Below are 14346 nucleotides of genomic sequence, written 5' to 3' on the forward strand. Positions count from 1 at the left end.
CAACAATGGCTGGGCATTATAAACAGATGGGATGCGAGCGCAAAGAGCTGGCAGCGCAGGAGGCACTGCCAGGTGGGCGAATTCGGCCTACTTGTTCGATGCCCAAGGGGAACGGTATTGAATACCGAACTTGTCTAAACGCGGTAACTGCGCTTTGAGTCTGGCCAGATAATCGAGCCAGTCACGGCGCTCACTGTGGCTCCAGGCCGCTTCTGCAATGGCGGTAAGCCTTGGAAACACCATATAATCGAGCCTGTCCTGATTAGTGATCAGTTCACTCCAGAGTGCACATTGTACGCCTAGCATATGCTCACGGGCGGGATCGTCACTGGCGAGGCTTGCAAGCGGCTCATATTGGTAGGCTTTTTCTAATGGCGTGACGCCCGCCCAGTCGAGACCGGGCTCGGTGGCAGCATAATCTTGCACCATATCGAGATAGGTCGCCTGACCGGGGGTCAAAATCACATCAAACCCATGCTGCGCACAGTGCAATGCGGCGTCTTCGCTTTGCCATGAATAGATCACGGTATTCTTGCTCACTTTATCGCCGTGCTGCACTTCTTCCCAGCCAACCATACGTTTGCCCAAGGCGCGAAGCTTTTGCTCAGCATAGGTCAGTATCTGTCCCTGTAGCGAAGCGGTCGTTTCTCCGTTCATGCGTCTGTCCCGATAAACTGGGCTATCCGTCCATACTCCGTCAGGGACTTCATCGGCGCCAATATGGACCCATGAGGCGGGGAAAAGCTCGGCGACTTCACTTAATACCGTATCTAAAAATCGATACGTGCCATCGAGGGCTGGCGATAATACGTTATCGGTGTAGTGTTGTACGCTGCGGTAAGTCGAGCGATCGTCGGCATCGTGTAGCCAATCAGGCAGCGCTTTAATGGCTGCGCGACAGTGGCCGGGAATATCAATTTCTGGAATGACGGTAATACCGCGGGCCGCGGCGTATTCAATTACGTCACGCACGTCTTCTTGGCGATAATAACCTTCGTGACGTTCTGCAATATGACTGAACTGCGGGGCAAGGCGGGTATTAGGGCCGCGTTGACTCCCATAGCGTGTCAATTCAGGCAGTGCTTTAATCTCCAGTCGCCAGCCTTCATCGTCGGTTAAATGCCAGTGAAAGGTATTGAACTTAAAATAGGCTAACTGGTTAATCAGTCGCTTTACCGTGTCCACCGAATGAAAATGGCGCGCGCAATCGAGCATCATCCCTCGGTAAGCAAAGCGTGGTGCATCGCTGATTTTTATTGCCGGTATTCGAAGCTGTGTTTCATGCTCTTGGCAAAGTTGTAACAGCGATGCGCAGCCGTGAATAAACCCGCGCTCAGCACAGGCTTGGATGACCACGCCTTGGTCGGTGACGGTGAGCTGATAGGCCTCATCACGGTGTGCGATATCTCGAAGTGCGGAGTCGGGTAGCGGCCGTAAAAGAATGGCATGATCGCCAGTGACCGCATCTTGATGACGTGGGTCGAGTGCAATATCAGCTTGCGGGTACATGCGAACCCATTCGTTGCTTAGCCACTGCGCGGCGGGAAGCGCCTGTGGATCGACAGCGATCAACGGTGTCGTGGGTGAAAGCGTAAAGTATCCTGGCTGGTGGCGCACCGATTTGGGCACCGGAATAATGGCGTGCTCGGCGGGATGAACATCTGGAATCGATGAGCGTGTGGTGTGAGTATGCGCCAAGTTAATGGGGGTGAGCATCACTGAATATTGCTCGCCATTGGCATAGAGCAGCGCATCTTTAAAGCCCGCACAAAGGAACCGTAATGGCGGCGTGTGGGCATCAAACTCGATGTATAAGCTCTGATTGGCATCGAGTGTTTGATGCTCCGGTGTAATGACGCAATAGCTGCCAACTTGCTCGATGCTGCCTTGTGACAGGGTCTTGGCGTTGATGAAGCGATCAAACAGTACCGCAATAGACAGCTGATTTAAGGGACAGTCGGTGAGATTATGCAAGGTTAACCCCATTCGGCTGCGCGGTGGAGTGTCATTGGGATACTCGTTGATCACACTAAGATCGAGGCGGTAAGTCATCACGTGTTCTCCTTGTTCGAGTGGCCGTTGCCAGTCAGCGTTTGCGCACTGATGGCGAGCATAAACCAGCTTGCATGTGGCAACCACTGCTCGCCCCATCGCCAGTTTTGCGCCATATCATCGCAATATGGCGCGGGGTTGAATGCAATCTGTGTTTCATCCTCCATCCCTGCGGTAATGCCATTGCAGATCCCCCCTTTGGCATTAAAAAAGCCCAAGTGCGGTAGGTAATCTGGGTTGTTGTGGCCATGCCCATCGAGCATACAGATATCAAATGGATTTAAACCGAGGATCCAATTAAGCGCCCGTTGGCTAAAGGTGTGGAGAGCAGCATTTAGCGCATCGTCTTGAATATGGCGCGTGGCATGACACGCAAAGGTCGCCAGTGACCCCAAGCGTGCATTCTCGCCTTGCCACCAATAGCCGGTTTCATTGTGGTGAGGAATAAAGTGACGCACCTGTTTAACGCCATCGACGGGTTTGACGTACTGACGCGGATACGCGAATGGATTATCGGCGGTTTGTGTTAGGCTCAGCTCAAACTGGCAGGCGCGTTCCAGTGCTGTTTGCGCGATAGCCTGGTGACTGGGTTCGGTTTCTACATCGAGATAGCGAACTAACGCCAACCCGGGCAGACCTGCATCAGCGGCATGGTAAAACGGGCGGCTCCCATCGGCATTGGCCGACCAATAATATTGGCAAGTCTCATCACTGCGTTGCCGTGCGACCAGCTTTTGCATCCAACCTCGTGCCTCGATCAAAAAGGGACAGTCACCGTTCGCACTAATGTGTCTGTCCCCGGAACCTAAAGGTGCCTGTCCCGTTAAATAAGCGTGACTGTCCCCTGTAGATTGCCCAGTAGATTGCCGAGTGGCGTGATGCAACTCGCATGCGGCGAGAAGGGTGCAGGTTTCGTCAATAATGTTGGGCTCACCGTCATCAAGGTAGTGATGGTTATGTTCAACCAAATGCCAGTAGCCACGAATGGCAGCGTCTAAATAGCGTGCTTGTTGGTCAGGCTCTGAGCAAAGTGAGACTCTGCTTGCGGCGGCAAGGGCTGCAATCGCTATGCCGCCGCCTTGACGAAAGCCGGCTTGGTAAGCCTCACTCATTACTCCATCTTGCGTCGCGTAAGCGCAAAGGGTGCGGCGCTCTGGGTCTTTCGACCATTGATCAAACACCGTCATATAAAAGAAGCCACTGGGGTGTTGCATACGGAGAAGAAAATCGGCGCCGTGTTTCGCTTCATCAGCTAAGCGTGTGCGCATAAACGCAGGCAGCGTGTCCGAGCTAAATTGGCTGGCAAGATCGGCCAGCCCCCAAGCCAACAGCGGGATTTGTTGAGGATTAAAGTAATTGGCATAGGAAAGGTGACTCAGGTATTTGCTCACATCGCCAGAGGCATCGTACCAACCGCCTGATACATCCACACGTTCATCAGAGCCAAATACCTTGGCGCGCTGATCCGCGTGTTCATAGATACCGCTACACCGCTGCGATTTAAAGTAATGCAGCAGATCGGAAAACGTGTTGTGAAACAGGTAATCATTCCTGATCTCAAACGGATGGGAATATACCGGTGTGTCTGTTAACAGCACGAGTTGATAGCGTCCGCGATGCGCAAAGGCAGAAAAATCGAGGGTATAAGCCGTACCTATCTGCCAGTTGTTTAACTGTGTCCCTTGCTGTAATTCAAACTGCGCGACCACTTTATCGAGTGATACTGTGTCTGTCCCACGAACAAAAGTGTCTGTCCCCGTAAATTTTAAAGTGCCTGTCCCGGTAAAATTGTTTGCACTTTCTGCGGCCTCGTTAAAGTGTCTGTCCCCAGAAGAAAAGTGCCTGTCCCCGGAAGAGGAGGCAGTTTTATCGGCAGTGCTAAATGTGCCTGTCCCCTTAAGAGGAGGCAGGGCAATCAGTGCCACGGGCGCGCCGGTGAGGGATTCGCTGTCACTGACGATCACCGCGTATTTGTCACCGTGTAACGAGTAGCCGATGTGATTGGTCAGCACTTGCATGATGGTATCCTTATTGGTCGCTATTGCTCGTACAAATAGCAGCGCACATAGTGGTTGTCGGCGAGCTTGGTCACGCGGGGTAGCTGCTCGGTGCATTTAGCGGTGGCATGCGGGCAGCGGCCAGCAAAGGGGCAGCCGACGGAATCTGGCGTCCACAGAGGGATCTCACCTTTGTTGCCTTTTAGTTCCTCGTGAATGGATTTGCTGGGGTCGGGCACCGCTGAGACCAACAGCTGGGTGTAAGGATGCTGAGGACGATGAATGATTTCTTCGGTGTCGCCCCATTCGACCATATGGCCGACGTACATCACTGCCAAGTCTTCGGCAATGTAACGCGCGGTGGCGATATCATGGGTGATGTAGAGCAGCGACATTTGCTTCTCCACTTTCATCTCTTCCATGAGGTTAAGCACGCCGGCACGAATCGACACATCCAGCATCGAGGTGGGTTCGTCGGCGAGTACCACTTCCGCGCCTACGGCGATGTTACGCGCTAGGTTTATCCTCTGACGTTGGCCGCCCGACAGCTGGTGGGGGAATTTCTCCGCCGTTTCTTTGGCCGGAGTGAGGCCCACTTGCTCGAGCAGCTCGAACACCCGTTCTTTCAATTGGGCTTTGTCGCGCTTGGCGACTTTTTTGTGGATCAATAACGGACGCGCAATATGGTGAAACACATTATGCGTGGGATTGAGCGAGCCAAAGGGGTCTTGCCAGACCATTTGCAGGCCTTCGCGATAGCGCATCAGCTCATCACGTTTTTTAATGGTGGTGATATCGCGTCCCCGGTATTCAATGCAGCCGTCGGTCGGGGCGTACATTTTTGCGATCATTTTCGCGGTGGTGGATTTGCCCGAGCCTGATTCGCCCACCACCGCAAGCCCACGGCCTTTGTACATTTTGAACGAGACATCATTGATCGCTCGCATCATGGGTTGTTTAAGGGCATGGCTGTTAATGGGGAAATCTTTCACCACGTTTTTACCTTCAACCAGCAGTTCTCCAAGACCTGTACTCATCACTGACTTCCTCACATTGGCACGATATTAGACTTTTTGTTGGGCGATCGGCTCGCCGTCGTATAGGTGGCAGTTGGAATAACGGCCTGGTTCGATTTGGCGCAGCACGGTTTGGGTGGTTCGACACTGTTCATGAACTTGCGCGCAACGTGCTTGAAAGCGGCAGCCGGTCGGGATTTCGAGTAAGTTGAGCGGATTACCTGGGATACCCACCAGTTGGCGCTTGGGCCCGGTGAGTGAGGGGAATGAGCTGCCCAGCCCTTCGGTGTAGGGGTGATAGGGATTGGTAAGTACTTGTTTGGACGGCGCGACTTCAATCAGCTCACCGGAATACATGATCCCTATCCGGTCGGAAAACTCGACCATGAGCGATAAGTCATGGGTGATAAACAGAATCGAAAAGCCAAACTCTTCTTTTAACGCGTAGATTTTTTGTAAGATCTCGCGCTGCACCACCACATCTAATGCGGTGGTGGGCTCATCCATGATGATCATTTTCGGGTTGAGGGCTAGCGCAATGGCAATTACCAAGCGCTGACGCATCCCGCCCGAAAACTGGTGCGGATAATCGGTCAGGCGGCTGGGGTGAATATCGACAATTTCCAGCAAGCCTTGCGCTCGATTGACCGCTTGTTTACGGGTCATATTGGTGTGACGCATTAATACATCGCAAAATTGATCTTCAAGCGTCAGCACGGGATTGAGGGCATTCATGGCGCTTTGAAACACCATCGACATTTCTCGCCAACGAAAATCACGCATGCGGGCATCGCTATAGTTGAGGATATTCTCGCCGTTAAATAGCACTTCGCCGCCGGTGATAAATGCGGGTGGCTTATGCAGACGCATCAGCGAAAAGGCAACGGTAGATTTACCGCATCCCGATTCGCCAGCCAGGCCAAATACTTCACCGGGGGCGATGTCAAAACTGACGTGATCGCAGGCTCGGACATCACCGGCATCGGTAATGTAGTCCACGCACAGATCACGGATTGAGATAAGTGGGGTGCGACTCATGATTTATCTCCACTGATCAACATGTGTTCGGCAACGGGATTCTCGTCTCGGGCTTTCTTTTCTTGTTGGTTAAGTTTTTTCCAGCGCTTCATCCCTTTTTGCGCACGTAATTGCGGGTTGGCTATTTCATCCACTGCGAAGTTGAGCAAGGCAAGCCCCGTCACCAGTAAGGTCAGCGCAATACAAGGTGCGAGCAGCTCCCACCACGCGCCAATCAGCATGGACGAAGAGGTTTGTACGTTGTAGAGCATGATCCCCCAGCTGATGGTGTTAGGATCGCCAAGGCCTAAGAAGGAAATAATTGACTCCATGGCAATGGCATACATCACTGAGCCAATAAAGCTGGCGCCGACAATGGGCACGAGGTTAGGCAAGATCTCGACAAAGGTGATGCGAAAGCGCGACTCGCCCAGCACTTCAGCGGCTTTCACGAACTCTTTTTCGCGCAGGGCAAGAGTTTGTGAGCGAACCACCCGTGCTCCCCACGCCCAGGAGGTACAGCCAATAATGATGGCGATCGTCAGCGGTCCGGCTTCGCCGATAAACGCGGCGAGCACGAACAAGAGTGGGTATTGCGGGATCACCAACATGATGTTCATCGCGGCGGTGAGTACATCGTCAACCCAACCGCCTAAATAGCCGGCGGTAATGCCAATTAAGGTGGCGAGCACACACACGGTGATCCCGGCGCCAAAACCGACTGCCAGTGAAACGCGAGCACCATGGAGTAACTGGGACCAGACATCGCGGCCCATACGGGTGGTGCCGAGGGCATGCTCCGCGTCTTTTGACATTAGCAAGGTACGAGGATGGTCTGCTAAGTGGGTGGCGACCCAGCCATCTGGGTTGGCTTGTGCGGCTTTAACCACAAAGCTTGGGTATTCATGCGGGTTACCGGTGCGTTTATCCGGTGCATGCTGGCTTAGCAGTGGAGCGAATATCGCCATTAAGATAAATAAGCCGACAATGATGGAGCCCGCGCGCGCGATTTTGTTGCGCACAATAAGCGTGAGGAGATCTTTCATGATTCTTTTCCTCCGGTTCGCAGGCGCGGGTCAAGCACCACGTACAGCATGTCAGCAATTAAGTTAAACGAGAGCATAAATAAGGTCATAATCAGCAGCTGGCCTTGCAGGACTTGGTAGTCTCGCGCGTTAATCGCATTCAAAAGCACCGAGCCAAGACCGGGATAGTTAAAAATAATTTCTACAATCAGCTGGCCACCGATGGCGATACCCAGCGACATCGACAGCGCAGTGACACTGGGCAAGAGCGCGTTACGGGCCGCGTAGTTAAAGACCACGCGGTTTTCGCTTAACCCTTTGCCGCGCGCCATGGTGATGTAGTCTTCCGCCAGCAGATTAATCATGTTGTTGCGCATGTTGACCAAAAAGCCGCCTACTTGAATGATGGAAGCACAAAAAAGCGGGAGTACGGCGTGATAGGCCACATCTTTAATAAAGGTCCAACTGGTCCAGTCGGGCGTGACGCCTGGCGTGTAGGCGTATCCGGTCGGAAACCATTTCAACCCAATCGCGAAAATAAACAGCGCGAGCATCGCAATGACCACTTGCGGTACCGCTTGGATAATCAGCATGCCTGGGGTGATCATGGCATCGTATTTCCCGCCGCGTTTCCAGGCGGCAAAAATGCCCAAAATCGAGCCCAGTGAAAAAGAGAGCAGCACGGCACTGCCGGCGAGAAACAGTGACCAACCAAACGCTTTGCCCAGCAACTCGTTAACTGATAATGGATAAAATTGAATCGAGGTGCCTAAATCCCAGCTCAGCACGTTTTTCATATAGGTGAAATACTGCATATAGAGTGGGCCATCGACAAAGCCCAGCAGTTGTTTCATTGCCTCAATCCGCTCTGGGGTGACTTGCACCGAGGCGTTGGCAAACATCATGGTGACAGGATCACCGGGCATGGCTCGAGGAATAATAAAATTGAGTGTTGCTGCCACTAAAAGGGCAATCATGTAAAAAGTTAGCCGTCGGAAAAAATAACCCATAACCCACACCTTACACAGCGAAGTGGTGATGTTCGTGGCGTGAACACCTTAGAAAAGCGGGCGCGCAAGGCGCCCGATAGTGGTTACTGAACGGGCTTAAGGTCCAGCACATGAAGAAGACGCTCAGGAATGCCGGCCCAGATAGAGGGGCGACCTTTCGGATTGTCTTCGTTCCACCAACCGGTAAAGCGGGTTGTGTTGTATTGAAACATTTGCGCGCCAGAAAGCACCGGAATAGTGACTTGATCCTTGGCGATAATCGCTTGGATTTGGTGGGCAATTTCTAGCTGCTCATCTTTATCCGCGGTTTTGTAGAAGCTATCTAACAACTTGTCGAGCTCGGCATTTTGGTAGTAATGCATCGCGAACCGCGGCATACCATCCCCTTCCTGTAGGTTGGAGTTATACGCGCTATTCCAATAGGTATAGGGGTCAGCACCGTGGAAATAGTTGGTGTAGGCCACATCGTAATCGGCTTCGAGCATGGCTTGGTTATACACCGAGAAATCCGGGGTACGTGCTTTTGTTTTGATACCGGCATCGGCAAGTTGCTCAACCGCCAGTTGTACGGTGTTATTAAAGTCAGTCCAGCCATTGGGCGACTGAATTTCTAGCTCAAACGATTTGCCCGATGGTGTTTCAACAAAGCCATCACCGTCTTGATCTGTAAAGCCGGCTTCAGCGAGCAGGGCTTTGGCGCCGTCTAGATCGTAAGTATTGTATTGACGATATTTCTCATGCACTGCGTCGTCTGACCAGGCTTCAAAGGCATAGCCAAGGCCGGATGCAAAGTCATTCACCGTGCCACCGCCATAAAAAGCGATATCAATGATGGTTTGACGATCAATCGCCATCGAGAAAGCACGGCGAAAATCGACATTGGTCAGCGCTTCGCGCTTGGCAGGATCGGGGTCATTAAAGTTGACCATAAAGGCCTGAGTGCCGGCAGCCGGATACCAATAGTGATGGTTTGGATTGGCCGCGGCATAGGTGCGATCAATGTCAGGAATAAACGAGGACGTCCAGTCCATTTCGCTGTTTATCACCTTACTCAAAAACTGATCGTTATTGGCAATCTGTGGCACACGCAGGCAATCGACGTCGAGATTATCATTATCCCAATAATGCGGGTTGCGGCACTGAATATAGAGTTGTGAGGTAAAGGTATCGACAGTGGTAAAGGGGCCTGACCCGACAGGATTCTCGTTGGTATATGAGGAGGGGTTGTCGATGTTTTTCCACACATGCTCAGGCACCACGGGGACTTTGACAATTTCATAAGGGACGTTCGAATTAGCTTCAGTGAGCTCAAAGCGGATGGTGTAATCATCAACTTTCTTCACATCGTCGATCCACTGGTTAATCCCCGATTGATCGAGTTCAGGGTTCGCTTTGACCAAATCAAACGAATACACCACATCATCGGCTGTGTAGGCTTCACCGTCTGACCACTTCACCCCTTTACGCAGGGTAAAGGTGACACTTTTTAAATCGTCTGCCATGTCGAAACCCGTCGCAAYACGATAAACGGGCTCGTTGCCTTGTAGTTCATTAAAGACGACCAAAGGTTCATAGACAAAGTCGGTCGTCGTGTGAAGATAGGTCGATCCTAAATAGGGGTTAAAGTTACGGACGAAGGTATTGAACTCTTTGGGATGAATGGTGAGCTCACTGCGCTCAGCAGCACTTGCGCCAGCACTCATGCTTAACGCACCAATTATTGCAGAGGCAAGTAGGGTCTTGCTGGCAATTCTACTGTTACTCGAAAACATAGCCATTCCTTACTGTTGCTTTCAGTTCACGTGATGGATAGTGGTGAGCTCTTTAATGGACCGCCTGTGAGCTCAATGTTACCGGTTGCTAACGTTCCGCTGTGGTTGTCGTCATGGTGTTATTGCAAGAGGTCGGCCAGCAACTCCCTTCAATAAGCCCCAGTTACCCCTTTGCTGCAACGGTCGAAATCGTTAAAACCGTAAAAACACCTTTAATCGTCGTTATTTTCGTTAAAATGAAGGGCTTGAGAAGACGATTGTCCATGCAGTTAGTCTCAAAATCGTTCATTTCACCCTCAATAAGCTAAACTTTAAATTATTAATTATCAATTATTTACAGTGTTATTATTGATAGATCGACCCATGTCACACACCTTCCCTCTCTTATTTCTCGTCGAAAAATTTATCTTTATTTTTGTTGTGATAAAGCGCGCACTTTCACTTTTAATCTTGGTTTAGATGGCTTTTAGCCATGCTGAAGAGGCAGATCCATAATGTTGTTTTGTGTCGATTATTAATTTAATAGGAGGGTGATAGTGGGAGGGAGTGATACCGGGGACAGGCACCTTATAGGGTGATAGTGAGGACAGGCACTGTATTGGGAGCTGATATTGAGCATGATATTGAGGACAGGCACTGTATTGGTGATAAGGAGTGAGTGATAGTGAGATATCGGGGACAGACACTTTATTGATAGTGGGGACAGGCACTTTATGACTAAGAGTGACTAAGGTGTCTGTCCCCGTAAGAAGATACCTGTAAGAAGAAGATAAAAAACGGCATGGACTTAACGTGTCTGTCCTCCTAAAGGGGAATGTGCCTGTCCTCGTACGGTAAGAAGATACCTGTAAGAAGAAGATAAAAAACGGCATGGACTTAACGTGTCTGTCCTCCTAAAGGGAAACATGCCTGTCCCCGGAAGGGGAGGCACTTTATTGCGGTGCTGGGTGTGTTGTTAATCGTCTAACAGTAGTTGGCGCAGTTGTTGGTAGTAAGATTCTAGCTGAGTGCGGGTGGTGCTACGTTTGTCGCAATGATCGAGGATAAAGCGAATGGAATTCAGCACAGTGCGCCACCTTGGCGTTTTGGGAAGGGTTTCTAGCAAGAGGTACTTGTCTAAAGTGCGCGTTTGTAAGCTGCTACGATCAAGGTATACGCGCCATAAGCCGCTTTGTTCGGCAAAGTCGAACTTGGTTTTGCCGGTGGCTTCTTCCCAGTAATCTAACCCTGCAATCATGGCTTCGACAATGAGCTGCCTACGGGTGTTGATTTTACTTTCTTGTTGATGTTCAGCTTTTTCTGCCAGCGCCTCAAACTCACCGCCCATGGCTTTTAATGCGTCCAGTTGGCGAATGTCGCCGCCTAATGCATACCCAGAGAGGGCTTCAATCGCACTTTCAAGGCTTTGTATACGGGTTTGAGAAACGGGGGAATCGTTGTTGATCACGTAGAGGCTGTCGATATCAGATTCTGCAGGAAAACGTAACAACATGCCATCAAGGTGCTCAGGTGTTCCGTCAATAAAAGCGGTAAGTGGCCCTTGATAGCGTTCGCACTGTTGGGCGTGGTCGGGGGCGGTAACGAGCGCGTGGCCGTGCATGCGTTTTACGTCTTCTTTATCGCGCTTAAACAAGCGTGCTGCCGCTTCGTTGACGAACCTAACTTGGCCATCACGACTCATGCCGAGCATGGCTTCGGGCGCAAGAGACAGCTGTGAGATCAGCCAAGATTGTGTTTCGAGCAGGCTGGCTTGTTGTTGTGCGCTTTGCTCTAGTGCCTGTTCAAGGCGTTGATTTTCTTGGCGTCGCTGCTCAGCTTGACTTGCGGTCAGGTGGGTGGCAATCCGTGCGGCCAGCTCTCGTTTATCAAAGGGTTTACTGAGGTAATCATTCGCACCTACGCTGAAACCATAGACCCTGTCATCCGGCTGGTTGAGTGCAGTGAGCATAATGATGGGAAGTGCGGCATGATCGAAGTGTGTCCTGAGTTGCTCGCAGACGTCAAAGCCACTCATTCCCGGCATCAGTACATCCAAAAGTACCAGATCTGGCGGTGTGGCGATCACGTTATCTATCGCAGTGCGGCCATCGCTGGCGGTTGAAACACGGTAGCCTTCCATGTGAAGAAAGCTGGTTAGGATTTGTTGATTGGTCGGCTCATCATCGACAACCATAATATGCAGCGCGTCTTCGGCTGGAGCGGGGACGCTGGCTTCAGCTGGGTCGGGGAAGCGTTGATCCGCGTCTAAGGGGTGGATATGCTCGGACATCGAGATATGCTGATCAGTCTCATCCGTCAGTGCGGGCATTTCATGTGCTTTGGCAAGCGTGAAACTGAACGTGGTTCCGACCTGTGGTTGACTACTGACATAGAGTTGACCGCCCATCAGCTCAATCAGTTGTCGGCTAATCGATAGTCCTAGACCCGCACCGTGTTGATAGTGATAGTGGCCGCTTACTGCTTGGGCAAGCGGCTCAAAGACTCGGCTGAGTTGTTCGGCGGGGATCCCTTTGCCGGTATCAACCACTTGAACGCGAATACGGTCATCAATGGTATCGGCACTGATCACTATTTTGCCTGCATCGGTGAACTTGATCGCATTGCCAAGCAGATTGTACATAACTTGCTCGAGCCGTTGCGGATCGGCGTATACCCATACTGGCGAATCGCTCAGCTGGTTGATGATCTCCAAGGGTTTATCTTTTTTAAGGTGCTTGGCGAGTGAAAGGACCAATTGTGTCATTGCGTTAACATCGACAGGACATTGTTCGAGATCCAGTTGGCCATAACGCATTTTGTGATAATCGAGAAGATCATCAACCAGTTTTGCTAGCCGTTGACCACTGTTCACGATGATCGACAATTGGTATTGATGATCGCGACTAATTGGGCCGTTCGCCCCATCAATCATTGCTTCTGCAATACCTATCATACCGTGTAGCGGCGTGCGTAGTTCATGTGACGTGGTGGCGAGGAACTCATCTTTTAGCGTGTTGGCCAACTGCAGCTCTTGGTTCTGAGCTTTGATGATGGTGAGGTTGGCTTCTAAGGTTTGATTTTGCTGTTGAATTAACTGGATTTTCTCGCGAATAGCATGACGCATGCGCGCAAAACTCACTGCTAGCCGGCCCACTTCATCAGGCCGGCGTGTGTGATGGATTTGGGTGTCGAGATCACCGGCACTGACTTTTTCGGCGGCCCACGTAAGCTGAAGGAGTGGTCGAGTAATAAAGTTAGACACATAATGCGATGCAACGACCACGGCGAGGGTCGCGAGCAGCATGGCGACAATAAATAGCTGCTCTAATTGGTGGACCCGTGCGAACGCAACTTGCGTGGGTACCTCGGCGACGAGTCCCCACTTTAAACCATGGCTATCAATGGGAGTATAAGCGGCGAGTAATGTGTTGCCCGAGGGGCTTTGGTAACGGGTGACACCTGTGTTCCCCGCCAGCGCCTTGTCCATCACTGGCGTGCTGTTGGTGATTGCTTTAGAGGTTGCTGATTGCGCACGTACTTGGCCGTCTTTTCCCACCAATAAGGTTTGAATACCATTGGACTCTCTCGGCGCCATTAATGTGGCAAGAGCCTGGTTGGGTAGCCGAAACAGGGCATAACTATGAAGGTATCCTTGTTGAATAATCGGTGCACCTAGCCAAGCTACGGGTATCCCATCTTGCTCGGGTGAGAAATCTGAAATAACGACATGTGGCGTCGGGTCAAGTTTGCCTTGTATCTTTTGGCTGTGCTGTGTCAAGGCTGAGAAGGTGTGCCCCAATGAGGTATCTCGGAATGGCCCTGTGATTAAATTGGTGCCGTAGTTGGCGTGTTTTTTCACCGAGTAAGTGACGTTGCCTTGTTTATCGACGAGTAAAGCATCATCAAAATCCGCGCGTGCCAGTAACGCCTGATAAGCGCGATGATAGCGTTGATGGAGCAGCCGATAACGCTCAGTGGCTGAATAGTTGGGATCGTCTTTGGCGACGGGCGTTTTTATTTTGTTCCCTGACTCGGGAAGATAACGGCGTTGGGCGTATTGACGGGCTTGTTCAATGTCAGGGCGTAAGCGGCGAAATGCATCGATCAAACCATAAAAATGGCCGCCACTGGCATAGGCTAGCTCAGAGGCCACAAAGCCTAGCACTTCGGCTTCTTGGGCATTCAAGTAATCATTGATTTGCTGCTGCTTACTGTCTCGAACCGATAAAAGGTGCGAGGTACTTTGCTTTTGCAGATCCTGGCTATAAGCATTTAAAAAAAACAATGCCACCAAAGTGAGTGGAAGAAGGCTTAATAACAAGAATGCCAGCATCAAGGTATGATGAAGGCGTTTAAATGGGTAGACAGCGAGAAACTTCTTCATAATAAACAGCATTTTCCCTACAGCACTTTAATAAAGGTTGTGGGTTCACTCGTCCTGTCTGAGTCAATGTTAACGTGAATAATCAGGCTTGAGG

Annotated in this window: 8 protein-coding genes; all 8 read right to left on the reverse strand. The window is 51.1% G+C overall.

The genetic code is table 11. The features are described 5' to 3' along the window. Positions 1-87: 87 nt before the first annotated feature. The 8 genes from BZG81_RS06720 to BZG81_RS06755 all read right to left on the reverse strand — a co-directional run bounded on the left by BZG81_RS06720 (position 88) and on the right by BZG81_RS06755 (position 14252). Positions 88-2052 carry a beta-N-acetylhexosaminidase gene (locus BZG81_RS06720; RefSeq protein WP_077677027.1) on the reverse strand — a complete coding sequence of 655 codons (1965 nt, stop codon included), beginning with the start codon at positions 2050-2052 and terminating at the stop codon, positions 88-90. Then, positions 2052-4070 carry a glycoside hydrolase family 9 protein gene (locus BZG81_RS06725; protein WP_077677028.1) on the reverse strand — a complete coding sequence of 673 codons (2019 nt, stop codon included), beginning with the start codon at positions 4068-4070 and terminating at the stop codon, positions 2052-2054. The genes BZG81_RS06720 and BZG81_RS06725 overlap by 1 nt, the downstream gene beginning before the upstream one ends. A 20-nt stretch (positions 4071-4090) precedes the next feature. Further along, positions 4091-5086 (reverse strand): ABC transporter ATP-binding protein, encoded by a 996-nt coding sequence (locus BZG81_RS06730; protein ID WP_077677029.1) that lies wholly within the window; start codon positions 5084-5086, stop codon positions 4091-4093. A gap of 27 nt (positions 5087-5113) precedes the next feature. Further along, positions 5114-6103, reverse strand: coding sequence for an ABC transporter ATP-binding protein (locus BZG81_RS06735; RefSeq protein ID WP_077461207.1), 990 nt, complete (start codon positions 6101-6103; stop codon positions 5114-5116). Further along, the gene (locus BZG81_RS06740) at positions 6100-7128 is read right to left on the reverse strand and encodes an ABC transporter permease (protein ID WP_077677030.1); all 1029 of its coding nucleotides are present in this window, start codon (positions 7126-7128) and stop codon (positions 6100-6102) included. Before BZG81_RS06740 ends, BZG81_RS06735 begins: the two co-directional genes overlap by 4 nt. Further along, positions 7125-8117, reverse strand: a complete 993-nt coding sequence (locus tag BZG81_RS06745; protein ID WP_025673154.1) for an ABC transporter permease — start codon at positions 8115-8117, stop codon at positions 7125-7127. Before BZG81_RS06745 ends, BZG81_RS06740 begins: the two co-directional genes overlap by 4 nt. 83 nt (positions 8118-8200) lie before the next feature. After that, entirely contained in the window at positions 8201-9889 is a 1689-nt protein-coding gene (locus BZG81_RS06750; RefSeq protein ID WP_077677031.1) for an ABC transporter substrate-binding protein, read from the reverse strand. A gap of 955 nt (positions 9890-10844) precedes the next feature. Next, complete coding sequence (locus BZG81_RS06755; RefSeq protein WP_077677044.1) at positions 10845-14252, reverse strand: hybrid sensor histidine kinase/response regulator; 3408 nt, start codon at positions 14250-14252, stop codon at positions 10845-10847. Positions 14253-14346 lie beyond the last annotated feature (94 nt).

This window comes from Salinivibrio sp. MA607, from assembly GCF_001996245.1.
Lineage (GTDB): Bacteria > Pseudomonadota > Gammaproteobacteria > Enterobacterales > Vibrionaceae > Salinivibrio > Salinivibrio costicola.